Source organism: Paraburkholderia sp. RL17-381-BIF-C, from assembly GCF_046026435.1.
Lineage (GTDB): Bacteria > Pseudomonadota > Gammaproteobacteria > Burkholderiales > Burkholderiaceae > Paraburkholderia.
In genome coordinates this window covers 88,136-113,493 of record NZ_JARESX010000015.1, presented here as the reverse complement: position 1 = coordinate 113,493, position 25,358 = coordinate 88,136, and the positions used below count along the sequence as shown (strand labels likewise).

Here is a 25,358-nt window from a genome sequence, read left to right as displayed (position 1 = left end):
GCAAGCTATGAGCCAACCACGCAAAGCGATCATCACCGGCGTATCCGGACAGGACGGCGCCTATCTGACCAAACTGCTGCTCGACAAGGGCTACCACGTGACCGGCACCTACCGGCGCACGAGTTCCGTCAACTTCTGGCGCATGCGTGAGCTTGGCGTGCTCGATCATCCGAATCTGCGCCTCGTCGAACACGACCTCACCGATCTCGGTTCGACGCTGCGTCTGCTCGAAGGCGCGCAGGCCGACGAGTTATACAACCTCGCCGCGCAGAGCTTCGTGGGCGTTTCGTTCGACCAGCCGGTGACGACCGCTGAAGTGACCGGCATCGGCGCACTGAATCTGCTCGAAGGCATCCGCATTCTCAACCCGAAGACCCGCTACTACCAGGCGTCGACGTCGGAAATGTTCGGCCTCGTGCAGGCCGTCCCGCAACGCGAGGACACGCCCTTCTATCCGCGCAGCCCTTATGGCGTGGCCAAGCTGTTCGCGCACTGGTCGACGATCAACTATCGCGAGTCGTACGGTCTTTTCGCGAGCAGCGGGATTCTGTTCAATCACGAATCGCCGCTGCGTGGCCGTGAATTCGTCACCCGCAAGATCACCGACACCGTCGCCAAGATCAAGCTCGGCAAGCAGGACGTGCTCGAACTCGGCAACATGAGCGCACGACGCGACTGGGGCTTCGCGCTCGAATACGTGGAAGGCATGTGGCGCATGCTGCAAGCCGATGAGCCGGACACCTTCGTGCTCGCCACCGGCCGCACCGAAACGGTCCGCGATTTCGTGCGCATGGCGTTCGCCGCCGCGGGCTACCAGCTTGAATGGTCGGGCAAGGAAGAACGCGAAACCGGTATCGATGTCGCCACCGGCAAGACTCTGGTACGCGTCAATCCAAAGTTCTATCGCCCCGCCGAAGTGGACCTGCTGATCGGCTGCGCCGACAAGGCTCACGAAAAACTCGGCTGGAAGCCGGAAACCACGCTGGAACAGCTGTGCCACATGATGGTTCATGCGGATCTCGGACGTAACCAGCATCACGAGACGTTCTGATTCGCGGTGACGAGGCGCCGCCGTGCCGGCGGTCGCGCATCGTCACCGGCTGGTGTCTTTTCTCATGCCATACCTCGTTGCGAGAACACGCGAACAGGCGTCGCCCCTTATGGAGCGGCGATTCAAGGAATTCGACCGCCTTTCACCGCGCCCGATAGACCTCCGTTAGATCGGCAACAGTTCGACGCAAAGCACGATGATGTTTCGCAACCGGAGGCACAACCGGTGCCGCCAGGGTCCGTCGTGAAGTGCCAGTCGACCCCGCATTCGTGGCCGTCCTTCGCCATGAATCTATACATGCCCCAGCTCACCGAAATCTGCGTGCCGTTACTGCATGGCGCCCGTATCGCGGCCTGACGATCAGTCAGCTTGCGCACGCCTACGCGCGAAGGCGCCCAACTCAGGACGAGGGAGCCCGCACCGTCGATGCGCTCGCGCAATCCAACAGCCTGTCGTAATGATCTGACAGCAGAACCGGAACGGTCCGATACCTGAAACTCTCGCCATGCGGTCAAATCGGGTGTCGCGCTCAGGCGGTCCCGTCAACCGTTCGCTCCGTTCCCGCCTGGCGTGCACCTCTCCCTGGCTAGTCCCCAACCGCGGCCCATGACCGCCCACACCATTACGGCTGCCGTATTTCATTGTGTGGGTTCAATGGCGGGAGAGTCAGCTTGATCGCATCTACCTGTCAGACGGCTGATTGCAGGCAGCGGGGAATGTTGAAGGAAGGCGCTACGGCAGCCGCCCACGCGCCCACGCCCACGCCCACAAAGGTCAACTACGAGATCGGTGTGGAAAATCGTTTCGTTGTCGAGCGGGTTTTGACCGCATCGAATTGGGCCGCGGGGGCAAAGGGCAGCTATCGGGCGATAACGTTAAACACGCTGGAGGAATTCCTTGAATAAACCGCATCAGAATGGGCATGCCTCGACGCGCCCAAAAGCGCCGCCTGATCCGTTTGTTGAAGTGACTATCGTTTTCCGCGATGCACTGAATCACCCTATCGAGCGGCTCGCTGTGCGCGTTGCAGCCGGGACTGGCGCGGCGCCAGCTCCGATTTGGGTGACCGGCTCTGAGACGGCCCCGCGGCCCGAGTCAGAACCGCCAGCACTAGAGGCAAGGGCGAACAACAGTACTGACGCCGTGACAGACAAAGACGGGTACGCCATAACGATCCAGAGCGCCGCGCGCGGCCAGCCGCTTGATGTCCTGGTCAGGAACCGCCATGGACAATATGTATGGAAGGCAACGGTAACGCCAGCAAAGGACGTGAATGCCTATGTGATCAACAGTCCCGAATATCATCTTGAGGGTGTGACGCAGATTACGCCGCAGAATACATTCGAGCAGGACGTGACCATTCCCGTCATGAAAGACGGCGAAATCATGACGATGGATAGGCTGATTAATGAGTTTGGCCCTTACATCGGCTCCGCTCGAAAGGTCACCGAGCAGGGCAAGGTAAAAAAGGACTTTCCGGCGAAAAGGAATGAAACGCAAAACGATCCCGCCACCGGCAAATCAAAAACCACAATCACGATTGAGCATCATTACCGCGTAGTCGATACAGGCAAGCCGCGAACCATCGCGATAAATCTACTTGCATCCCGGTTGAATTTCCCAAAGAGTCTGGATATTTCCGATGCGAAGTACGCCGAGATTTCGCGGAGAATAAATTGCGAAGTCGCTGCTGTTAAGGCTGTAGCCGAGACCGAATCCTCGGGATTGGGATTCTGTGACAATGGGTTGCCAAAGATCGGCTTCGAACGCCATTATTTTTTTAGAGCATCATTGCCTGTCAACAAAAGAGCCAATGGGGTTTGGCAAAAACAGAGGAATCCGTTCCCGAAGGTGCCTGATTTGTCGTGGCCCAAATCAGGAGGCTACAGCATGGGCGAGCCCGCAGAGAATGGAATCTGAAGAGAAACTATGATAAATATAAGTAAATGGGGGCGCCTGTGCCTGATGACGTTGGCTGCACTTACTTGCAATGCCGCCAGCTCCGCAGAGGCATTGATTTTCGACAACCCTTTTTTTGTGGCAATTCGCGCTGGAGACAATGTCTACGGATACTATTACTCCAAAGACGAAAGGTTTTCCTGTCTATTCATGTTTTCAGGAGTCAACCAGCTTAAAAATATCGATAATAGATCCCCCGCCCAAATAAGAATCGAAACATATAGCCCAAACCTTCACCAGGCATCTTTTGCCTACACGGACAGGGATAAACTGTTTGACGTATCAGGAGATTTATTTGTTAGCTCAGAAAAATGGGTTATTAGAACAGAAAAGCCTCAAGGCGCCTGCAATGGGATCGGAGCAGATTTTGGAAAGTCTCCCGACGATCCCGCTGCGACGCGTTTCACCGTCGAGAAAAAGATCGAGGTCGTTGGGATTGGAATTGCGAACCGGAAGACTTTTTTCTATCGCCAGCCTGGCGCAGAAATAGAGAAAAGATTTTTGCTGAGGGGAGATATTGCGCTGATAATTTCGAAGCGCGGCGACTTTGCCCATGTCCGGTTTGCGAACCCCAACCTGGTTTCGTCGACCCGCGATCCCGTTATTACCGGATGGATACGGTCGGCCGATCTAAAAAACCCCCTTCCGCCCCTTGCGCATTAGTTACAACGCCGCAAGTTCCTCCATGCCGGATGTGATGCCAAAAACCGAGTTCCGCGTTCGCTAAGAATGCGCTCTTGCAAGAAGAGACGCGGCGCCTGATCGCACTGATCAACGCCCCGCGTCTTTTTCATTTCACCGCGCCGCAGGCTTGATTCAGTGCACCCCGCCCGCCGCAATCGCCTCGCTATACACGGAGGCCACCCGTTTCGCGATCACCGCGTTATCGAAGTTCTCGCGCGCATAACGGCGGCATGCCTGGGCATCCGGCAATTTCAGCGTACCGTTGAGCGCGCCCGCCAGTCCGTCCGCGATCGCCTTCGCACCCGTCTGCGGCAGCACCAGATCCGGCGACAAACCCGCCACCGCTTCCGGCAAGCCGCCCACCGGCGTGACCAGCACCGGCGTGCCCGAGGCCAGCGATTCGACCGTGATCAGGCCGAACCCTTCCAGCGCGACGGTCGGCACGACACTGATATTCGCCGCGCGATAGAGCGCCGCCAGATGCTGATCGGGCACGAAACCCAGCAGCTTGACGTTATCTTCCAGACCCGCTTCATTGATGCGCGCCTGCAGTTCGCCCTCGAGCCGCCCCTTGCCCGCGATCAGCAGCAGCACGTCCGGCGCACTGCGCTTGAGCAGCTTGATCGCATCGATCAGATCTTCGAGGCCCATGCGGCGCACCAGACGCCGCACTGCCAGCACGATCGGCCGATCTTGCGGCAATTGCAGTTTGAGGCGCGCCTCGGCCGGAGATATCGGCAGATTGAACTGCTCGACATCCACGCAACCGGGCACGACGCGCACGCGGTCCGGCGCGATGCGATAGCGCGAGGTCAGAATCTTGCCGAACGCCTCGGACAACACGATCAGCCGCGACGAGCGCGCATAGACCGATTGCTCCAGATAGCGCTTGGCGCGCTGGCCAAGCGAATCGGCGCCTTCCACGTGACTCTCGTCGGCCCATGGCCCCTGAAAATGCGAGACCTGCGGAATGCCGCGCGTCACGTCGAGGCCCGGAAACGTGTAGAGCGCAAAGTGCGACGAAATCACGTCCGGGCGCGACGTGCTGAGTTCCTGGCGCAGCGCGCGGCGCGCGGCCATCAGCCGCAACGGCAGCGATTGCGCGGCGGAGCCGAAGCCGTTGATCGCGCCACCGGTGTCGGCGGCTACCTTCGGCGAGCCGGCCACCACGCCGCGCACCGCGACGCCCGCGCCCGGCAGCGCGCCGACCAGCGAGTAGTACATGCGGTCGAGGCCGCCCGCGCGCTCGGGGAACCAATGCATCCCGATCTGCAGCGATTTGATAGAGCTCGTCGTCATGGTTGTGACCCCTGTGCGTTTTGAGAGTTGTGATGGTTAAGCGATGAAACCGCCGGCGGGTCGATACGAACCCGCCGCGTCATTCCGCGCTCTTCTGGCCGGCCAGCGTGTTCAGCGTCAGCGCGTCGGTCTTGGCGACCGCCGCCGCTTCCACCTCGCTGCGCCGGCGATCCTTCTGCTGCCCCGCCAACTGGCGATACAGCGCGATGTATTGCGCGGCCATGCGCGCCCAGCCGAAGCCGGTTGCGAGTTCGTTGGCGGCCACGCCCATCGCACGGCGCGCCATGTGGTTCTCGGCGAGGCGTGCGACCGCGTGGGCCAGCGCCTTGGGATCGTCCGGATCGTCGAGCACGATGCCGCATTCCGGCGTGATGATTTCAGCGCCGCCTGCCGTGCGCGCCGTGACCACGGGCAAGCCCGCCGCCATCGCTTCGAGCAGCGACAGGCTCATCGCCTCATAGCGCGACGGGAACACGAAGGCGTCGACCGAATGCATCAGCACCGGCATCTCTTTCACGAGACCGAGAAAATGCACGCGATGCGCGATGCCGAGCGCCTTCGCCTCTTCCGGGTAAGGACTGCCCGGCAGGAAGCCGGCCACCGCGATCTGCACGTGCTCGGGCAAAAACTTGAGCGCGGCGAGTACGGTGCCGAGATTCTTGCGCGGCGTGCGCAGGTCGCCGACGAACAACAGCAGGAACGCGTCCTTCGGCAAACCGAATTTCTCGCGGTCGCCGGAGGCCGCGGCAAAGCCTTGCGTATCGACGCCGTTGTAGATCACATCGACACGGTTGCCGGGCGTGAGGCCGATCGCGCGGATCTCATCGGCGACCTTTTGCGACACTGCGGTGATGACCTTCGAGCGCCGGTAAGCCCAGCGCTCCAGCAGCGCATTGCAGCGCGTATAGACCGACTGATACGCGGACCACACGCCCTTGGTGAGCCCGAATGGGTAGTACTTGCTGCCGAACCAGCCGCTATGCACGAAGTGCGAGGTGTTGACGTCGGCGGGCATCCACGTAATGAAGCCGTTCACGTGCAGCACGTCGTACTCGCGGCGATGCGCGCGCAGCCACATCGCGCTCTTGAATGCGAACACCTGCTGGCGCAGCAGATTGGTCGGCCACCAGCGGCCGATTTTTACCGGCACCCAGCGGACGTTCGGATGCGCGAGCAGATCCGGCGCGACGTGCGAGGCGACCAGCGTGACGCCGATGTTCTCGTCGAGCGCCGCGCGGGCGATCTCGTGGTTGACGCGCCCCTGGCCGTCGTTATGGCGCACAACGTGCGTGACAATGGCGACTCTCAATCAGTGCCTCCGTGGATAGATAGCGTGCGGTATGACGCATTGGCGCGGTTGATTTTTTCGTAATGCACCGCGGAAAGAATCGAGAAAACACCCATGAAAAGCAGCAGGCCGCCGGTGCCGACCAGCGAATTGGTGAACACCAGCATCGCGAAGGTGGCGAGACTCAGGCTCATGCAGGCAGACACGAATTTATCGTTGCGCAGCTTGAACGACGCGAGCACCGCGCGCGTCACCAGCCAGATAATTCCGGACATGTAGAGCAGCGTGCCGGGCCAGCCGAGCACGAACGGAATGTTCATCACGCCGCTGTCGAAGTTGCCGTACTGGCCGAGCTGACCGCCGTCGTTCGAGAGCTTGGTGGAGGTGCCGGTGGCGCCCATGCCTTCGCCCGATACATCGGTAAAGGCCGTTTTGGCGAAGGTCGCGTAGAACTCGTTACGCGCGGCGTAGCTCTGGTCGTCGTTCAGGTTGACGATGGTGGTCAGGCGCGCCTGCATCCGCTCGGCCACCGGGCCGACCGCCAGCAGCGGCACGCATAGCCCCGCCAGCAACACCGCGCTGGCCACGATACGCACGCGCACCTTGTTGTTCGACTTGACGAGCTGGATCAGCAACGCGATGACCCACCCGCCCCACGTCGAGCGCACGAGGCTCAGCGCGAACGAGAAAAAGCCCAGCACCGCGGCAACCCAGCGCACCCGGTGCGTGGCCGCCATCACGAAGACCATCGCGCCCATCATCGCGAACGCGAACGGTCCCGACGAATTCATCGTGCTGAACACGCGCACGCCCATCGGCACCGGATCGCCTTGCGAGTTCATCTGCGAGCCGAGCATCCACAGCGCGTCCCACTGCGGCATGATGAAGAACTGCACGAGGCCGTAGCCGCCCATCACCAGCATGCCCCAGATGAACGTGTTGACGATGGTGTCGCGGTACTGCGGATACTGGCGCGTGTTCGCCATGATGTGAAAGCCGATCAGGATCGGATAGAGCCAGTTGGCGAGGTCGTAGGTTGCCGCGAGCGGCCCGCTCGACATCACGCCCACGAGGAACGCATAGATGAGCCCGAGCAGGACCAGCAGCACCGGCAGGCCGCGCCGTTGCGCGAGCAGCTTGTAGTAGCGCAGCAGCGACAGCGCGCTGATCATCGTCACCGCGAGCGGTGCGACCTGAATCAGGCTGGTCGGTGTGAACGATCCCTTGGACCAGTCGGCCAGACGCCGCACCTCCGGACTCAGGAACCACAGCCACCACATGAAGCCGATATAGCGCGCCGGGCTCTTGAAGTAGAGCCACAGGCCAGTCAGGATCGCGAGCACCGGAAACGCGAGCGTGAGCACCGTGCCCTGATGCGCGCCGATCAGCAGCGTCGTGACGAACCACAGCAAAGCCTCCGGCAGCCATTCCTTGCGGGCGCGGGACTTGGCCCTTCCCGTGCCGTTCGCGCCTGCGGCGCTTCGCGCAATCGTCGACATCGTTCAGAGACCCCCGCGCGACTGGCGCGCCGGCCGCTCGGACTCGGACACACCCGCAGCCGCCGTCGTCATGCCGGCCGCCGAGCGCGCGCGTGTCGCGGCGCGCGAGCGCAGCATCTCCTGCGTGATCCGCACATGCTGCATGGCGTAGTGCTGCGTGGTCAGATCGCGTGCGAGCAGGCCGGCCGCGGCCGCCTGCGCCTGGCGCAATGCGTGCATGGGCTCGGCGGCGAGCTGGTCCACGGCCTCGCGCAACGCCTGCGGGTTGAACGGCGGGATATAAGACGCCTCGCCGGCCGGAAAATAATCCTGCAACGCGCCGACATTCGTGACCACCATCGGCTTGCCGACCGCGGCGGCTTCGAGCATGACGGTGATGCCGGAGGCGTGCGAATTCGGCCGCAGCGGCACGACGATCACATCGGCCCAGTCGTACAGTTCGTGTTGTTTCTTGATGCCGGAGAACAGCGCGATCTCGACGTTGGGCGCTCGCAGCGAAGCGGGAATGCGCCGCCGCGTCGCGAGCTTCACCGTGTAGCGCGCGTCGTTGCCGAATGCCTTGATGAGCGTTTCCCAATCGCGGTCACGGTCGTTGCCGATGGCGGCGATGCGGATCGGCGTGTGCGGCGTCCATTCGGTGGGCGTCTTGACCGGGAAATCGCGCGTATTCAGACCGTACAGCAACGCCTTGGCGTCGCGATCGAAGTAACGCTGGCACAGCCCGGCGTTTTCGCTCGCGAGCGTGGTGAGCTGATCGGCGCGCGTCATCAGCTTGCGATACAGCCAACTGCGCAGCATGCCGTAAGAAGGCCATTTATCGAGCAGCCACACGCTTTGCGCGAGCAGCAAGGGGCCGTGATCGGCGCCGGCCTTGCGGCCGCTCAGCAGCAGCATGAGCGCCGCCGAGAGCCATTCCTGTTCGGTGTGCGTCCAGATCACGTCCGAGCGCAGCATCTCGGCGCGGTTACGCCACGTATGAATGAAGTCGAAGCCGAGCGCCGCCTTCAGCGCACGGCGCAACAGGCGCACCGGTTTGCCTTCGCGGGCGTCCTGCGAATAGGTGAGTTTGAACGCGTCGGATTCCGCGTGGTGATAGCCGTACAGACAACCAATGTCGTCGCCCTGTCGATAAAAGCGCGGGTCGGCGCCGTAAAACAGATGAACGTGAACTTTCGTACTCATGCAGACACTCCGCTCTGCCGGTGGAAAGGGGCATCGGCGGCCCTGATGCGGGCCGTGCGCCGATGCGCGAACGTGCGGGACGTGCGGCGCGGTGTCGTGCTCACGCGGCGCGGGACAGGGCGCGGCGCGCTTCGTGCGCGCCGGTGCGCACGGCTCGCCAGCGCGTGAGCTTCAGGCCCGCCTGCTTCGAGAGCAGCGCGAGCGCCGCGTGCGTGAGCCCTGGATAAACTCGCGTGCCGACCAGCGTCCACCACCACCACGCGGTCTCGCGGTGCAGCGGCGGCAACTGGTCGCGCAGGATCAGATGGAAGTTGAACGCGGCGTTGCGCAAGGCCGCCATGGTTTGCGCGTCGCGCCGGTCGTCGTCGAAACGCTCGGCGGGAAAGTGATCGACCGCCACGCGCGGGTCGTACATCAGCTTCCAGCCGGCGTTCCTCACTGCCAGGCTGAACGCCATGTCGTTGTGAACCTGTGCGCCCGCGCCGCGCAGGCGCGCGTCGAAGCGGATGGTGCGCACCGCCTCGCGGCGGTAGCTCATGTTCGCGCCCTTCAGAATGTCCACTTCGCGCGCACCGCCCACGCCGAGATGATGATTGCCGATAATCTTGCCGTGCGCCGTGACCTTGCCCACCAGCGGCCGCTCGCCGTCGAGCACGCGGCCTTTCTCGTGCACCCAGTCGCGCCCGCCGAGTGCGCCGAGGCGCGCATCGCTCGCGAACGCGGCCGCAATGCGTTCGACCCAGTCGGCGTGCGGCGCGGCGTCGTCGTCGGTGATCGCGATCACGTCGCCTTTGGCCGCGTCCAGCCCGCGATTCAGCGCCGCGACCTGGCCGGGCACCTCGACCAGCGCCACCGAGAGCGGCAACGCGCCCGGCACGGCCGGGTCGCGCAGGCAGGCGTGGGTCGCTTCGTCGTCGGAGCGCGCCACCACCACTACTTCGTCCGGCAGACGCGACTGCCGTTGCAGCGCGGCGAGGCAGCGCGCCAGATCGGCCGGGCGTCGATAAGTCGGAACCAGTACCGTCACTTTCATCGTGATGTCCTTTATTAACGTCGTTGCGCGAGGTTCGAGTTGCATCCCGAAACGCATCCGGCTCAAGTGCTCAGGTATTCCTGAGCCGCCGCGTAGCCCCGGTCGTAGCCGCCGCGCGAGCGGGCCGGCATGCCGTTGAAAATGCCGCCCTGCACGTGCACGCCGGCCGCGCGCAGACGCTTCAACGCGTCCGCGATCTCGCCTTCGCTGTGTACGCCCGAGCGCATCACGAAGAAGGTCGAACCGGCATACGCGCCGATAATCGACGCATCAGTCACGGCCAGCACCGGCGGCGTGTCGATCATGATCACGTCGTAGCGTTTGGCGAGACCGTCGAGGTATTGCGGCAGGCGCGGCGACATCAGCAGTTCCGACGGATTGGGCGGACGGCGGCCGCACGAGATGAAGCTCAGGCCGTCGACGTTCGAGCTGCGGATCGCTTCTTCCAGCGAGATCTGGCCGCTCAGCAATTCGGACAGGCCGTTATCCGGCACGCCGCCCAGATAGCGTTCCAGCACGCCGCGGCGCATGTCGCCATCGATCATCAGCACGCGCTTGCCCGAATTCGCGAGCAGCACGGCGAGGTTGACCGTCAGGAAGCTCTTGCCGACTCCGGCCATCGGACCCGTCAGCATGACGATGCGGTTCTTCGCGTCCATCATGGTGAACTGCATGGAGGTGCGCAGGCTGCGCAGGCTTTCCACCGTGACGTCCTTGGGCCGCGCATTCGCGAGCACGGAGCGCAGGCGTTCGCCGCCGCGCTGGAAGCTGGTCTCGAGCACGGCCTGTTCGGCGCTCTGCGGCACGAGGCCGAACACCGGCAGATGGAATGCGCGCTCGATGTGATCCGGGTCGTCGATGCCCTTGAACATATTGCGGCGCAGGAACACGAAACCCGTGCCCGCGATCAGCCCGAGAATCACCGCCGCCGACAGGATCAGCGCCTTCTTCGGCTTGACCGGCACGCCCGGACGCAGCGCGACGTCGACGATATGCACGTTGCCGCCGGTGCCGGCCTTCTGCACCGACAGTTCCTGCACGCGGTTGAGCAGCAGCACGTAGATGTCTTCGGCCACCTTCGCGTCGCGCTGCAACTGCACGGCCTTCACTTCGGTGGCCGGCAGATCGCGGAAGCGGTCGGCGTATTTGGTGCGTTGCGCCTGCAATTCGGCCATCTGCGCACGCGCGGCGACGAGCATCGGGTGATCGTCCCCGTAACGCTCGGTGAGCTGCGCCATCTGCAGGCGCAAGCCGGCGATCTGCTGCTCGTACTGCACGCTGCCTTCGAGATAGACCTTGGCCTCGTCGCTCGCGTTGATCGAGCCGGACTGACGTTGATACGCGGTCAAGGCGGCCTCGGCGCGTTCGAGATCGGACTTCAGGCGCGGCTCTTCACTCTTCAGGAAGTCGAGCATCTTGCTCGCGTCGGCCTGCTTGTTCAGCACGTGCTGGCGCACATACGACTCGGCCAGCGCATTGGCCACCAGCGCTGCATGTTCGGGGCTCTTGTCTTCCAGCGAGATCTGGATCACGCCGGTTTGCTTACCCTGCTCCTGCACCGTGATGGCCGACTGGAACGCGGAGATCGCGTCGAGGTCGTTGGCGCGCATCACCGTGAATTCCTCGCCCGGGCGCGCCACCAGTTTGTTGACCATCATGGTCACGCCGCCGCCCTGCTCCTGCTGGCCGACGAGGCCGCGCAGCAACAGCGCGCCGTTTGCCGCATACAGTTCGTAGTGCTGGTCGTCGATCACCTTCATGGTGAGCTTCTGGCCTTCCAGCGCGGGCACCACGTCGATCGAATCGACGTCGGCCTCTTCACCGCCCCATGCGTACGACGACAGACCCAGCCACGGACGCGCCGGCTGACCCGGCGTCGCCATGCGCGCGGCGATGCTGCCGAGGAGCGGCAGCGTTTTCGGCGTGACGCTGAAGTTCAGCTTCAGTTGCTGCACGACCGGGCCGACCACGCCGCGGCTCTTGATGATTTCGATTTCCGCGTCGGTGGGCAGCGAGGTCGAGCCGGTGGTGATCGCGGCACCTGTCTGCGTCTGCGTGAGCGCCTGCGACGTGTTGTCGGACTGCTCGACTCGCACGTGCGCATCGGCGGAATAGATCGGCTTGGCGAGGAAACAGTACGCGCCCGCGATCGCGACGATCACGGCGGCAATGGCGATGAGCCACCAGATGTCGTCGAGGATCACCTGGACCAGTTGTCCGAGGACGACGTCCTCTTCTTCGGTCTTGATCGGACCGGCCATGTGTGGAGAGATTTGGTTGCTCACAGTTCGCTTCCCGTATCGGTTACATCGGCATTTGCTTCGGTCCCGCGCCGCGTCCCTGAAGGACGGCGCGGCGCGGGCCTGACGACGGCTCAGACGATTAGCGCGTCAGCTGTTTCAGGTAGAACAACGTCTGCACACTCGGCAACACCTGCTGCAACACACGGTTGAAGGTGGTCGACGCAGCGGTGCCCACGTACACGACATCCAGCGGGTGCAACTGGAACTGCGAGGACAGCATGATGGCGTCCGGTTGCGTCATGTCGAGGCGGTAGACATCCGGCGTGGTCGGATGGTCTTTCATGCCGCGCATCACGAAGATCTGGCGCGGATTGGCGTCCGTGTCGAGAATGCCGCCGCCTTGCGTGAGCGCATCGGCGATCGTCATGCGACCTTTGATGATCGGCAACTGGATCGGCGTCTTCACCTCACCCATCACGAACACGCGGCTGTCGGTGCGGTCCGGCACGTTGATCACGTCGCCGTTTTGCAGCATCACGTTCTGCGTGGTGTCGCCGCGATCGAGCATGCGGTCGGCGTCGAGCACATAGAGTTTGTTGTTGCGCGTGAGACGTACGCGCTGAATGTCGGCGTCCGCATTCGTGCCGCCCGAACGGGTGATCGCGTCGACCAGCGTGAGCGGCACGTCGCTCATGGCAAGCGGGCCCGGCGTCTTCACTTCGCCGGTCACCTGCACCTTCTGGCCGCGGTACGACAGCACGCGCACGTCGACTTGCGGATTGCGGATATAGCGCACGAGGCCGGCGCTCAACTGATCGCGCACCTCGCCGACGGTTTTGCCGGCGGCCCGGATGCGGCCGACGAACGGGAAGAAGATCGTGCCGTCGGCGGCGATGGTCTGGCCGTACGGGTCGGCCTGGCCCGGCAGCGCGGCCGTATACGGCTGCTGCAAGGCGCCGCCGACCGACTGCGTGGTGTTGCCGCCCGCCGACAGCGTGCTGCCCTGTGGCGTGGTCAGTTCAGGGTGGTCCCACACGGTGATGCCGAGAATGTCCTGCGGCGACAGGCGGTACACGTACTGCGACGGGTCGCTCAGCGTCGAGGGCGGCAGCACCTGCGTCTTCGCGGCGGCGGCTTGCGCCTGCGCGGTCACGACGGCGGCGTCGATCACATGGACCGGATAGGTCTCGGCGGGTTGACTGTCGTGCTGGCCATCGTCTTTCAGACGGGAGGTGTCGAGGTAATTGCCAGGTGCCGTGGCGCAGGCCGACAGAAAGGACGTCAGCAAAAGCGTGGCGGCAAGGTTCGACTTGAAATTCGTGTACTTGCCGTTCGCGAACGAGTGTGCAGCGAGTTTTTTCATCAGCATATTTTTTTCAGCCATCCCATGACCAGATGTTCGATGAGCACGAGACTCTCCCTATAAGCGGTTTCCGCACCGCCATGCGGATCGGCGACGTCGGAATCCGCTTCCCACTTGCCGAGCGGATAGACCTTGCCGCGCGAGGCCGGATCGAGCGCTTCGACGTCGCTCACCTGCGCGCGCTCGGTGACCAGCACCAGATCGGCGTTGCGCACGAGTTGCCGGTTCAGACGCCGTGAGTAGTGGATGCCCGAGGCGACGCCCTGCTCGTCGAGCAGGCGCCGCATCACAGGGTCCATGCCGTGGCCGTTCACCGCGCGCAGGCCGGCCGAATGAAACGCGATCGGCGCCGAATGCGAACGCGACGCCGCGCGTTGCCGGGCCTTGAACAGCATTTCCGCGGCAGGCGAACGGCACACGTTGGCGTGGCAAACGATCAGAACGTTGGCAAACATGGCAGGCTCCGTGATGAGGCGCGTGGTGACGGCGTATCCGTGCGTCTGAACCGGATCAGCGGCCGGCTTCGGCCGTATCCGGCGTTTCCGCCGCTTCCGAGCGCGCGAGCGGCAAGCCGTTTGCGCCGACCTTCGCCGGTGCGTTGCGCAGCGCGTGCTGACGGCCGATCGCCTGATACTCGATGCCGAGTTCGAGCAGCGCGTCCGGTTCGTACAGGTTGCGGCCGTCGAAAATCAGCGGCGTCTTGAGAATCCGTTTGAGCGAATCGAAGTCCGGGCTCTTGAACACCTTCCACTCGGTGAGGATCACCAGCGCGTCGGCGCCAACGGCCGCATCCATCTCTTCCTTCACGAATTCGAGGCGCGCGTGCTGCTGCGGCACGTCCTTCAGATCGAGCGCGAACACACGCTTCGATTCGTCGATCGCGACCGGGTCATACGCCTTCACGCGAGCGCCGCGGCGCAGCAGTTCGGCGATCAGCGGACGGCTCGGCGCTTCGCGCATGTCGTCGGTATTCGGCTTGAAGGCTAGGCCCCATACGCCGAAGGTGCGGTCCGACAGGTCTTCGCCCAGACGCGAGACGATCTTGTGCGCGAGCACTTTCTTCTGCGTGTCGTTGACCGCTTCGACCGCTTCGAGAATGCGCAAATTCGCCTTGTGGTCCGCGGCCGTGCGGATCAGCGCCTGCACGTCTTTCGGAAAGCACGAACCGCCGTAGCCGCAACCGGCATACAGGAAGTCGTAACCGATGCGCGGATCGGAACCGATGCCGCGGCGCACCGCCTCGATATCCGCGCCGACGCGGTCGGCCAGATTCGCGAGCTCGTTCATGTACGAAATACGCGTGGCCAGCATGGCGTTGGCCGCGTATTTGGTGAATTCGGCCGAGCGCACGTCCATGTACAGCGTGCGTTCACGATTGCGGTTGAACGGCGCGTAGAGGCGCTTCATCAGTTCGCGCGCTTTCTCGCCGGGCACGTCTTCGTCGCAACCGAGCACGATGCGATCGGGCCGCGTGAAGTCTTCCACCGCCGCGCCCTCTTTCAGGAACTCGGGATTCGACACCACCGAGAACATGTGCGCGGCATTGCGTTCGGCCAGCTCGGCGGCGATCACCTCACGCACGCGCGAGGCGGTGCCGACCGGCACCGTCGATTTGTCGACGATCACCTTGAAGCCCGTCATATATCGGCCAATATTGCGCGCGGCGGCCAGCACGTATTGCAGGTCGGCGGAACCGTCCTCGTCGGAGGGCGTGCCGACCGCGATGAACTGGATATCGCCGTGCGCGACGGCCGCTTCGACGTCGGTCGAGAACTTCAGACGGCCGGCCTTGCGATTGCGCGCGATGATCTCCTGCAGACCCGGTTCATGGATCGGCACACCGCCGTTGTTGAGCACGTCGATCTTGCGCTGATCGACGTCGAGACAGAACACATCGTGGCCGATGTCGGCCAGACACGCGCCCGTCACGAGGCCCACGTAGCCACTACCGATGATCGTCAGGTTCATGTATTACACCTCGAAAATGGAGTTGATTCAGGAATGCGCTCGCGCGATGCATTGCGCGGCTAAGGCTCAATAAGCGTGCAATGAGCGGGTAATCAGCGGGTCAATATGCGTTGCTGCCCACGAAGCCCTTCCACAGCGTCAGCACGACGATCTTGATGTCGAGCCAGAAGGTCCAGTGCTGCATGTAGTACAGATCGAGCTTGACGCGGCCCATCATCTTTTCGATGCGATCGGTTTCGCCGCGATAGCCGTTGATCTGTGCCCAACCGGTAATGCCCGGCTTGATCCGGTAGCGGTGCATGTAGCCCTTCACCAGATCCTTGTAGATGTCGTCGTGTTCGAGCGCATGCGGACGCGGGCCGACCACCGACATCTCGCCGCGCAGCACGTTGATGAACTGCGGCAGCTCGTCGAGGCTCGTGCGCCGCAAGAACGCGCCGACCGCGGTGATGCGCGGATCGCGCCGCGTAGCCTGGGTGATCTTGCCAACCTCTTCCTTGTGCACGCGCATCGAGCGGAACTTGTAGATCTCGAACTGATTGCCGTCGATGCCTTTGCGCTTCTGCCGGAAGAACACGGGACCGGGCGAGTTCAGCTTCACCGCGGCGGCGATCACCAGCATGACCGGCGCGAGCGCGGTCAACGCGGCGAGCGCGAACAGACGGTCGAACACGCGCTTGGGCAGCACGCGCAGATCGGTGATCGGCGAGGCGGCCAGGTTGATCGCCGGCACGCCGAGTAGATCGACCATCGGCTGATTGAAGAGCGTGAGGCTGCGCACGTCCGGAATGAAGCGGATATTCACGAAGTCGTTGCGCAGGTCCATCACGAAGCGATGGATCGCTTTCTCCTTCGAGATCGGCAGCGCGAGCCACAGTTCGCGGATCGCGCGCTGGCGCACGAGGTGCAGCATGCGTTGATAGTCGCGCTCGACCGGCACGCCTTCGATCGCCTCGCCCGCATCCGGGTCCTCATACGGATTGATCGTGCCGTCCTCGTCGAACACCACGACCGGGCTGAACCCAGCCTCCGGACGGCTGCGCATCTGCTGGATCAGAAAGCGCCCATACGGCGCGCCACCGACAATCGCCACCGCGCGCTGATTGAAGCCCTCGCGGCGCAGTCCGCGCAGAATCGAATAGACGATCACCTTGGTGACGATCAGGAGCACGATGGTCGCCACGGCCCAATAAACGAGCCACAGCCGCGACAGGCTGTCCGAGCGGTGCAGGCTGAAGCTGATCAGCACGCCGGTGATTTCCACCAGCAGCCAGCCGCCCGCGACGCGGCTCAGCATGTCATACAGCGGCTTGCCGCGCCATGACTGATAGATCCCGAGCGCGGGGAAAAACACCACCACCAGCAGACAGTCGAACGCGAGCGAGACGCTTTGCATATCGTCCAGCCACACCACTTTCCCGCTGTGCACGGCCGCCGCGATGGCGGCGCCGAGCGCGACCATGGCGATGTCGATGATTCTCGATAGAACGCTCAGCATGCGCTGCCCCTCAGTTCGTCAGTCAAGTGCCATCCGTTGGTTGATTGAAATCCGGTCCGGCGACGGGACGCACAACGCCGGTATGCGCGTCATGCAAATTCATGCGCGACGCGAAACTATTTGAAGCCGTGCTAATTGCCCTTCTGTTTCCCGTTCGAAAAACCGTCTACACGGCCGGATTGGGAAACGCGTGTCGGAATGAGTGAATACCCTTGTACAGGTATAGATAAAGCGATATTAAAATTCCCGCCGCAAGACCGCAAATATCTCAAATTGTATCGGTCAAAATTCCAGCATTTTTTCTCAATTTTGTTCGGCAATTCTTACCGGATTTGGTGTTTGACTGATGCCCGGCAAGCGTTCATACGAGCCAATTTCGCGCTTTCTGAGCGTTTTCCTACGAAGCTTACGCAGCGCCTTCTGTCGTCATTCTGCGGCATGAATGACGATAAAAAAATGGTGCGGGATTTTTTTCGGGTAATTTTTCTTTTTAAAAAATTATCCGGACATTTTTTTTCACGAAATGGATAAATTTATTGGGCGCTTTATATAGTTTCTATTTAACGCGCTTTTATTGATTCCTGAGTTCGTGATAAAACTCGACGCATTCACCCAGCCTCGAGGAGTCCATCATGACAGCTCCGGTTACGGCCACGCCCGCCGACACCCGGTCTACGCAAGTCAAGTCCCTGAACGTCAAGCTCAAGGTTCATCCCGTGATTCTGGCAGGCGGCTCCGGCACGCGGTTGTGGCCGATGTCGCGCGAACAGCACCCGAAGCAGCTCATCGGCCTGCTCGGCGAAGATTCGCTGCTGCAATCCACCACGCGCCGTCTCGACGGACTTGAAGCCGGCTATCCGCTTACCGAGCAACTCGTCGTGGTGGCTAATGAAGACCAGCGCTTCACGACCGCCGAGCAACTGCGCACGAGCGGCAAGCCGACCCGACTGATTCTCGAGCCCGCCGGACGCGACACGGCGCCGGCGCTCACGGTGGCCGCCCTCTCCGTCGCCGCGCAGGACGAAGACGGCATCATGGTGGTCATGCCCGCCGATCACGCTGTCACGGATATTGACGGATTTCATGCGGCAGTGGCGACCGGCGTGCAGCACGCGGCAGCTGGTCATATCGTCACGATGGGTATCGTGCCGACGCGCGCGGAAACGGGCTATGGCTACATTCGTATCGGCGCGGCGCTTGGCACGACTAATGATGCACAGGACGCGGGTGTCGAAACCATCGGTAAGATCGGCGCACACAAGCTCGATCGCTTCGTCGAGAAGCCGCATCTGGAGTTGGCGCAGCGTTATATCGAATCGCAGGAGTACTGGTGGAATAGCGGCATCTTCATCATGCGTGCGTCCACCTGGCTGAAGGCGATCCGCCATTTCCAGCCGGCCATTTATGAAGCCTGCGACGCGGCCTTCGCGGGCGGCAAGGCGGACGGCGACTTCTTCCGTCTGCAACGCGACGCGTTCAGCGCGTCACCGTCGAATTCGATCGACTACGCGGTGATGGAACAGCTCGGCAACGATCAGAGCGCGGCCTCGGGCATCGTCGTGCCTTTGCAGGCGGGCTGGTCCGACGTGGGTTCGTGGGACGCGATCTGGGACATCTCGGACAAGGACGCCGATCAGAACGTAGGGCGTGGACGTGTGATGTTCGAAGGCGCCGCCTCGACCTTCGCGCATTCGGAAGGACGCCTGATTGCCTGCGTGGGCACGCAGGATCTCGTGGTGGTTGAAACGGCCGACGCCATTCTGGTAGCCGACAAGTCGCGCGTGCAGGACGTCAAGAAGATCGTGGGACGGATTCGCAACGACGGCGGACTGGAGGCGGCCAATCATCGCAAGGTGCACCGCCCGTGGGGCAACTACGATTCGGTCGACACCGGCGAGCGCTTCCAGGTCAAACGGATCGTGGTGAAGCCGGGCGCGCGGCTCTCGCTGCAGATGCATCATCACCGCGCCGAACATTGGATCGTCGTGCGCGGCACGGCGCTCGTCACGCGCGGTGAAGAGCGCTTTATCGTCTCCGAAAACGAATCGGCCTATATTCCACTGGGCGTCACCCACCGGCTGGAAAACCCCGGCAAGATGCCGCTCGAAATGATCGAGGTCCAGTCCGGTTCATATCTCGGCGAAGACGATATCGTGCGCTTCGACGACACCTACGGACGCCAGTAACGCACGTCAATCCAGGGCGTCAGGAATGGCGTCCTGCTGACATCACCATTGAATCACAACGAATGAAGCGGGAACCTGCGGCGGTTGCTCCTACCGGCCGCGGGGAAATGCCGTGCTAGCCGCCGCGCTCATCCCGCGTGGGAGATGAGTTCTGTGTACGACGGAAAACGGTCTGATGCACTGCTCTCGGTTGCTGCGTTGACAGCCGCCGGTTCGCCGGGATAACGGCGCAAGGGGCCACGGAACGCGTTCAGCGGTCCATGCAAAGGCGCGCCGTGATTGACCGCGACCGGCTCCGGCACATGGCGCAGGGCTGGCAACGGACGAGCCGCGGCGTGCGCCGGGTTCGCTGACGCATGCGCCGATGCTGCTGATTCAGCTGCCGCTGCCAGCGTGAGGCATTCACGGTCGATCCACTGGCGCGCCCAGTCCAGCGCGTAGTGCTCTGCCGCTTGCGCATCCTCAAAACGCGGGCCGACGAGGCCGGAACGCTCGACGCGTTTGCCGTCCTTCATGATTTCCGCCCATGCGCGATACATGGCGTTCGGCACCCGCTCAGCCGAGACATAGATCACATAGCCGCGGTCGGCGATTTCCGTGCCGCGAGGCGCGAGACTCATCGACAGCGGACTGCGCCGATCATCGGGCGCGGGCGTGCCGCGCGCCGACGCGATGGCGGAGTTCAAACCGTGCATGGCCGCATTCACCGCGCCCGCTTCGTCCGCGCGAGGCAGTTCTGCGCGCGCGACATACCGCGCAGGCGCTGCACCGTGCGACGCCGGTGCGCGCGACACTGGCGAGACGTTCGTCATGCCGTTCGCCGCACCGCTTGAAAGTCCGCTTGAAACCGCGCCTGAAACTCCGTTTGAAGTTCCATTAGCAACCCCGGACAACTGCCGCGTCATGTCGGCAATCGGATCGGCCGAACGCCAGTTGGCGAGGCTGCTCGACATACCGGGCGCCTGCCACGACTCGGGACTTCTCCACGACACGCCACGCAGATTCTCGTCGCGCGTGCGGGGGCTTTCCGCTACCGGTGCGGCGGGTTTGGCCGCGACGGGCGGCGCCGGTTGAGGGACGTACGCAAAAGTGCGACCGGTTTGCGACAACAGCCGAACCATCTCCAGCAGCGTGCCGTTCAATTGCCACTCTTCAAAGCGGCGCCGGCAAGTGGGACCCGACGGGTAACGGCCGGGCAGTTTCGACCAGGGTTCACCGGTTGTGAGAATCCACAGGACGGCGTTCGCCACGATGCGCGGTTCGGCGCGAGGCCGGCCACGCCGGTTTAAACGGACGGCCGGCTCGTCTGAGACAAGCGCTGCCAGCAGCGCCCATTCGTCATTGCTTAGCTCATCGAAAAACATTGGGTTTTCTCCACGCAGCCTGGCCGGGCCGCGGCTTTGGGACGCCACGAATTCAACTTTCACGATTCGTGTGCAGCCCGCGGTTGCACAAATATGTTTTGTACGTTCTGTCAGCTGGTCAAACCCGCCCTTTCTTAGTGCGGCTTATCCCTATTGCGAAGCACAAAACGTGGTCTCACTCGTGCATGGGAGAATTTGTGCACGAAGCATACCATCCCCAGGGTTTCCGTGAATATGAGTGAGACAAGTGTTACGGATAGAAACAATCTTGTCCTTTTTGCTGCGTCTTTTCTCGCATTACCGTCACAGAACTCCTGTCGCTTCCGGGCACAAAACGACGCTATTGCAGCGCACAACATTTAGGCATCACGCGTGAATAGGCTTTAATGAATCGGCGATCTCCTCGACTCGATATTTCGATGCATTTCGCTTGCGGCTTTGTGAGGAACAGGCGTGGGGAAGCCGCGCCCGGAAAGACTATGCGCGGTACGTGAGCGCGTGGACATCGGCCTGTGCGACGCGGCGAACGCAGCGCGCCACCCGCCGACTGACTGCGCGGCTCAGCGCGTCTGCGATACGACCCGCTCGATTGGGTTTCAACGTACCGGCTTTGCCGCGCCCTCGCCGACCACCGTCGTCCATTCACGCACGCGCCAGCGCGTCACGAGACCGGAGAGCACATAGGGATCGGCTTGGGCAAAGGCTTCGGCGACTGCGGGAGAGTCGCTCTGAAAGAGCAGAACAGCGGTGTCGGTGGGCTCGGTCAACGCCCCGCCCAGCAACAGCTCGCCGCGCTCCGCGGCGGCCCACGCGAGCTTCAGATGCTCATCGCGGTATACGGCACGCCGTTCCAGGTAGTCGGACACCAGGTCATATATCAACAGATAGTGCATGGAGAGCCTCCTTGGGACGGTGCGGGGAAGTGGACCAGCGACGCAACCGCGGCATGCATCGCGGTCAATATTACCCATATATCGGGATACAGAATTTCATGCCGATTTACTATTCAATTGCACCTGCAGCAATGCACAAAGCATGTTTGAATTTCCAGATTCATTCTGTCGAATGATGCCGTGCTGATTCGTTTGAATTCGCCTTATGCAATTAATCTGGAATGCATAACATAATTCGACATGGCCGCCATTGCCCTTTCATTCTCCAATCCGGCGCGAATCCCTGCTACGTAGGGGAAAACCAGCGTGAGCGCGTGTCAACCGGATTGCTGTTTTGGCCGTTCTGGCAGACAGCATTTGCCATAATGGACGTGCCGAGGGTCCTGGATACCGTTGACGCCCGCGCGCATGAACGACCAAAAACGTTTTCACCACCGATGGAGTGTCACATGAAAATCCAATCCGCTATCGCTACGCTGGTGCTGGGCGCTGTCCTCGTTTCGCCGGTGTTCGCGGAGAACAGCCAGCAAACGAAAATGGCCGACTGTAACAAGCAGGCCGGCGACAAGAAGGGCGACGACCGCAAGGCATTCATGAAGACCTGCCTGTCCGCCAAGCCGGCCGCCGCCGCGCCGATGAGCCAGCAGGACAAGATGAAGGCGTGCAACACGCAAGCCACCGACAAGAAGGGTGATGACCGCAAGGCGTTCATGAAGAGCTGCCTGTCGTCCGCGCCGTCCAAGTGATCACAGCAAGTCAAACATAGCGAATCGGCGCCACGCGACGAGCGCGGCGCACGAGCGCTTTCCGTTCGAACACAGCGACGCCGTATCCGGCGCGCTGTTTGCCTGCCTCCCGCCCCGCCCTTCACTGTCCACCCGCCCGAACGCGCCATTTTTCTTCTATGATGGCTGCGGAGACGGCCCACCCCCATATACAACATTAGACGGGCCGCCATCTTGTCGTTGGTGCTGCAGAGCATCCATCGGAGGCAAGGATGGTATCGAAGCATAAAAACCGCTGGCTGAGGCGGTGGCTGGTCGTCATCATATTCTGGGCGGTGCCCGTGGCGATCGTGGCGGTGAGCGAGATTCGCGAGGAAATGGCGTACAACGCCGTCGACCTCGACCGCGCGCTCACCAGCTGGAATTTCACCGACGCACAACGCGCCGCCGGCGCCCCTGCGCGCTGCCGCGGCAAGCCCGATGAGGCGCAAGCCGCAGGCTGCCCAAGCGAGGTGCTGGCCGCGAACGCGGCGCGTCAACAGGACGCCCGCAATGAATACAGCGTGCGCCGCGCTACGCTGCTGGCTTACCTCTGGCATGCATTCGTCGGCTACTGGATCGTGCCGGCCGTGACGCTGTTCCTGCTCGGCATGTTGATCGGCATGGTGCGTCGCGTATTGCGGCGTCCGCCTGCGGTCAAAAGTCCGGCGAATCACGGATGAAAGTGCTCATCCGATCCGGCATCAGATCTGCGGCGTCGAAGCAACACTTTCAGTTGGATTGCAACGCTTATACGCCCGGCGAAAAATCGGTAAAAATGATCCGTCGATGCGCTCACGCGTACCCTTCCATTGAGCCCAATCAAATCAGGCACGATTTCCCCGGAACCATTCCAACGCGCGGCGCGCGCGGCTACGCCGCAGGCTTGCGCAGCAGTCAAAATTACAGCACGACGTCTTACGATTTGCCCGAAACCCCCGTCACACAAGGCTCTTGGCCTGCCAAGGAAGCGCGCCATTTGTGCTTGCGTGTGATATAACTCAAAGGCAACCCGGCAATATCAAATGAGGTTGCGCCCCGGAACCATGACGGAGAAAAACGATGCAAAGACGAAACTTCATGTTGAAGACTACCGCTGCGCTCGCTTTCGGAGGCCTTGCACTCGCTGGTTGTACGACGAACAAAGGCAACCCTGACACACCCGCCACCGACGCATCCAAACGCCAGTCGATCGACGCTAGCGTCGAAGGCACCATGTCGCGGCTCTTCACGACCGTGCAAGGCTCGCGCGAACTGGTCTCGAAGGCGCGCGGCGTTCTCGTTTTCCCGTCGGTGCTTCAGGTGGGCTTTATCGTCGGCGGTCAGTACGGCGAAGGCTCGCTGCGGGTCGGCGGCGGCACGGTCGGCTACTACAGCACGATTTCCGGTTCGTTCGGCTTTCAGGCAGGTGCGCAATCCAAGGCGATCATCTTCCTGTTCATGACGCAGGATGCACTGGATAAATTCCGCAATGCCGACGGCTGGTCGGCGGGCGGCGACGCCTCGGTCGCGTTGGTGAAGATGGGCGCAAACGGCGCGATCGACACCAACACGGCAACGGCGCCGGTCGAGGTGTTCGTGCTCACCAATGCCGGCCTGATGGCCGATGTATCACTGCAAGGCACCAAGGTCTCGCGTCTGAAGATCTAACGCGCGCGGTCCGATTGCCGGTCTGCGGGGTGTGCGTCTGATCCGCCGGGTTCCGTGAGCAGCGGTGGCCGGATCAGACGCAATCCCACGCGGACCGCCTGTGCATTGCAAACAACGCGGCACGCGCCGCGCCGGTGAGCTTTTGTGGGCCGAGGTTCAGCGCAGGCGTACCGCATGGCCTGACGCAGAAGTCCCGACCGTCCGCAGCGCCTCGCTGTTCCGCGTGATGCGGCAATAAAGAGCGGCGATGCGCACCACGCATCGCCGCTCTTTTTATCCCGCCGCGTTGGCTGAATCCCTTCGGATCAGCTTCCCGACGTATCGATCACCTTGAAGCGCGAACGCTTCTGCGCGCGAATCACCGACTGATACGCGTTCACATACTGTTGAGCCATGCGGTGCGACGTGAAGCGCTCCTCGAAGCGCTGCCGCACACCCGCACGCGGCATCTTGTGCAGACGATTGACCGCCGCCACGGCGCCGATCTCGTCCTCCACGATATAGCCCGTCACGCCGTCTTCCAGCACTTCCGGCACCGAGCCGCGGTTGAACGCGATCACCGGCGTGCCGCATGCCATTGCTTCGATCATCACGAGACCGAACGGCTCGGGCCAGTCGATCGGAAACAGCAACGCGTGCGCACCGGACAGGAACTCGGCCTTCTGATGATCCGCAATCTCGCCGATGAACTCCACATAGGGCAAATCCAGCAACGGACGGATGTCGCGTTCGAAATATTCGCGGTCGGCCGCGTCCACCTTCGCCGCAATGCGAATCGGCATACCGCAGCGGCCGGCAATCCGGATCGCCGTGTCGACCCGCTTTTCCGGCGAAATCCGGCCGAGAAACGCCAGGTACTTCTGCTCGACCGGCTGCGGCGTATAGAGCTGCTCAGGCAAGCCGTGATACACGGTGGTCAGCCACTTGGCCTGCGGCAGCGGATGGCGCTGCGCGTTCGAAATCGAGATCACGGGCGCCGTGTTGAAGGTGTCGAATACCGGCTGTTGCTCCGGCAAGTCGAGCCGGCCGTGCATGGTCGTCACGAACGGCGTTTCCTGACGCTTGAAAACCGAGAACGAGTAATAGTCGAGGTGAAAATGCAGAACGTCGAAGTCTTCGGCCTGGCGGCGCACCAGTTCCATCAACAGCATATGGGGCGCGACGCGATCGCGAATGCCCGGGTCGAGCCGCAGCGCGCGCGGCCAGACGGCTTCGAGCTTCGCGCTGGTCACGGAATCGCCGCTTGCGAACAGCGTCACGTCATGGCCGAGTTCGACCAGCGCCTCGGTGATGTACGACACGACGCGCTCCGTGCCGCCGTAAAGCTTCGGCGGCACCGATTCGGTCAGAGGGGCGATCTGCGCAATCTTCATATTGTGTCTCCGTAAGCTGACGGCTTGCGCCTTGGGCGGTGCACGTCAGCGGCGCTGCGTA

At 62.4% G+C, this 25,358-nt stretch carries 22 protein-coding genes; 9 read left to right on the top strand and 13 right to left on the bottom strand.

The window, feature by feature from the left end; all coding sequences use genetic code 11:
• Positions 1–7 precede the first annotated feature (7 nt).
• From gmd to P0D70_RS12485, 4 genes are all read left to right on the top strand, one after another.
• The gene (gmd, locus tag P0D70_RS12500) at positions 8–1,051 is read left to right on the top strand and encodes a GDP-mannose 4,6-dehydratase (protein ID WP_408184702.1); all 1,044 of its coding nucleotides are present in this window, start codon (positions 8–10) and stop codon (positions 1,049–1,051) included.
• 716 nt (positions 1,052–1,767) lie between these two features.
• Entirely contained in the window at positions 1,768–1,956 is a 189-nt protein-coding gene (locus tag P0D70_RS12495) for a hypothetical protein (protein WP_408184701.1), read from the top strand.
• Complete coding sequence (locus P0D70_RS12490; RefSeq protein ID WP_408184700.1) at positions 1,949–2,971, top strand: N-acetylmuramidase domain-containing protein; 1,023 nt, start codon at positions 1,949–1,951, stop codon at positions 2,969–2,971. The genes P0D70_RS12495 and P0D70_RS12490 overlap by 8 nt, the downstream gene beginning before the upstream one ends.
• Before the next feature lie 9 nt (positions 2,972–2,980).
• Positions 2,981–3,673 (top strand): hypothetical protein, encoded by a 693-nt coding sequence (locus P0D70_RS12485; protein ID WP_408184699.1) that lies wholly within the window; start codon positions 2,981–2,983, stop codon positions 3,671–3,673.
• 153 nt (positions 3,674–3,826) lie between these two features.
• On the opposite strand, the gene P0D70_RS12480 is transcribed toward P0D70_RS12485, so the two are convergent.
• The 10 genes from P0D70_RS12480 to P0D70_RS12435 all read right to left on the bottom strand — a co-directional run bounded on the left by P0D70_RS12480 (position 3,827) and on the right by P0D70_RS12435 (position 17,067).
• Positions 3,827–4,993: a glycosyltransferase family 4 protein gene (locus P0D70_RS12480; RefSeq protein ID WP_408184698.1), complete on the bottom strand. Its 1,167-nt coding sequence runs from the start codon at positions 4,991–4,993 to the stop codon at positions 3,827–3,829.
• Between the two features lie 79 nt (positions 4,994–5,072).
• Positions 5,073–6,302 carry a glycosyltransferase family 4 protein gene (locus tag P0D70_RS12475; RefSeq protein ID WP_408184697.1) on the bottom strand — a complete coding sequence of 410 codons (1,230 nt, stop codon included), beginning with the start codon at positions 6,300–6,302 and terminating at the stop codon, positions 5,073–5,075.
• Positions 6,299–7,780 carry a glucose-6-phosphate isomerase gene (locus tag P0D70_RS12470; RefSeq protein ID WP_408184696.1) on the bottom strand — a complete coding sequence of 494 codons (1,482 nt, stop codon included), beginning with the start codon at positions 7,778–7,780 and terminating at the stop codon, positions 6,299–6,301. The genes P0D70_RS12475 and P0D70_RS12470 overlap by 4 nt, the downstream gene beginning before the upstream one ends.
• A 3-nt stretch (positions 7,781–7,783) precedes the next feature.
• The gene (locus tag P0D70_RS12465) at positions 7,784–8,962 is read right to left on the bottom strand and encodes a glycosyltransferase (protein ID WP_408184695.1); all 1,179 of its coding nucleotides are present in this window, start codon (positions 8,960–8,962) and stop codon (positions 7,784–7,786) included.
• A 100-nt stretch (positions 8,963–9,062) separates the two neighbouring features.
• Positions 9,063–9,995 carry a glycosyltransferase family 2 protein gene (locus P0D70_RS12460; protein WP_408184694.1) on the bottom strand — a complete coding sequence of 311 codons (933 nt, stop codon included), beginning with the start codon at positions 9,993–9,995 and terminating at the stop codon, positions 9,063–9,065.
• Positions 9,996–10,057: 62 nt separating this feature from the next.
• Positions 10,058–12,256 carry a polysaccharide biosynthesis tyrosine autokinase gene (locus tag P0D70_RS12455; protein WP_408184712.1) on the bottom strand — a complete coding sequence of 733 codons (2,199 nt, stop codon included), beginning with the start codon at positions 12,254–12,256 and terminating at the stop codon, positions 10,058–10,060.
• Between the two features lie 121 nt (positions 12,257–12,377).
• Entirely contained in the window at positions 12,378–13,607 is a 1,230-nt protein-coding gene (locus tag P0D70_RS12450; RefSeq protein ID WP_408184711.1) for a polysaccharide biosynthesis/export family protein, read from the bottom strand.
• Entirely contained in the window at positions 13,601–14,056 is a 456-nt protein-coding gene (locus P0D70_RS12445; RefSeq protein WP_091794292.1) for an arsenate reductase/protein-tyrosine-phosphatase family protein, read from the bottom strand. Before P0D70_RS12445 ends, P0D70_RS12450 begins: the two co-directional genes overlap by 7 nt.
• Before the next feature lie 55 nt (positions 14,057–14,111).
• Positions 14,112–15,569 (bottom strand): UDP-glucose dehydrogenase family protein, encoded by a 1,458-nt coding sequence (locus tag P0D70_RS12440; RefSeq protein WP_091794294.1) that lies wholly within the window; start codon positions 15,567–15,569, stop codon positions 14,112–14,114.
• 100 nt (positions 15,570–15,669) lie between these two features.
• The gene (locus P0D70_RS12435; RefSeq protein WP_091794297.1) at positions 15,670–17,067 is read right to left on the bottom strand and encodes an undecaprenyl-phosphate glucose phosphotransferase; all 1,398 of its coding nucleotides are present in this window, start codon (positions 17,065–17,067) and stop codon (positions 15,670–15,672) included.
• 632 nt (positions 17,068–17,699) lie between these two features.
• Here P0D70_RS12435 and P0D70_RS12430 point away from each other — a divergent pair.
• Entirely contained in the window at positions 17,700–19,253 is a 1,554-nt protein-coding gene (locus P0D70_RS12430; protein WP_408184693.1) for a mannose-1-phosphate guanylyltransferase/mannose-6-phosphate isomerase, read from the top strand.
• 128 nt (positions 19,254–19,381) lie between these two features.
• On the opposite strand, the gene P0D70_RS12425 is transcribed toward P0D70_RS12430, so the two are convergent.
• Both P0D70_RS12425 and P0D70_RS12420 read right to left on the bottom strand, forming a co-directional pair.
• The gene (locus P0D70_RS12425; protein ID WP_408184692.1) at positions 19,382–20,617 is read right to left on the bottom strand and encodes a DUF6566 family protein; all 1,236 of its coding nucleotides are present in this window, start codon (positions 20,615–20,617) and stop codon (positions 19,382–19,384) included.
• Positions 20,618–21,213: 596 nt separating this feature from the next.
• On the bottom strand, positions 21,214–21,510 hold the full coding sequence (locus P0D70_RS12420; RefSeq protein ID WP_408184691.1) for a YciI-like protein: 297 nt from the start codon (positions 21,508–21,510) through the stop codon (positions 21,214–21,216).
• Positions 21,511–21,959: 449 nt separating this feature from the next.
• Here P0D70_RS12420 and P0D70_RS12415 point away from each other — a divergent pair, with 449 nt between their 5' ends.
• From P0D70_RS12415 to P0D70_RS12400, 4 genes are all read left to right on the top strand, one after another.
• Positions 21,960–22,256 carry a PsiF family protein gene (locus P0D70_RS12415; protein ID WP_408184690.1) on the top strand — a complete coding sequence of 99 codons (297 nt, stop codon included), beginning with the start codon at positions 21,960–21,962 and terminating at the stop codon, positions 22,254–22,256.
• A 251-nt stretch (positions 22,257–22,507) separates the two neighbouring features.
• Entirely contained in the window at positions 22,508–22,957 is a 450-nt protein-coding gene (locus P0D70_RS12410; RefSeq protein WP_408184689.1) for a hypothetical protein, read from the top strand.
• Complete coding sequence (locus P0D70_RS12405; protein WP_408184688.1) at positions 22,954–23,274, top strand: hypothetical protein; 321 nt, start codon at positions 22,954–22,956, stop codon at positions 23,272–23,274. The genes P0D70_RS12410 and P0D70_RS12405 overlap by 4 nt, the downstream gene beginning before the upstream one ends.
• Positions 23,275–23,336: 62 nt before the next feature.
• Positions 23,337–23,924 carry a BPSL1445 family SYLF domain-containing lipoprotein gene (locus P0D70_RS12400; RefSeq protein ID WP_408184687.1) on the top strand — a complete coding sequence of 196 codons (588 nt, stop codon included), beginning with the start codon at positions 23,337–23,339 and terminating at the stop codon, positions 23,922–23,924.
• Positions 23,925–24,229: 305 nt separating this feature from the next.
• Here P0D70_RS12400 and P0D70_RS12395 read toward each other — a convergent pair whose 3' ends face one another.
• Positions 24,230–25,297, bottom strand: coding sequence for a glycosyltransferase family 4 protein (locus P0D70_RS12395; protein WP_091794311.1), 1,068 nt, complete (start codon positions 25,295–25,297; stop codon positions 24,230–24,232).
• Between the last annotated feature and the right edge of the window lie 61 nt (positions 25,298–25,358).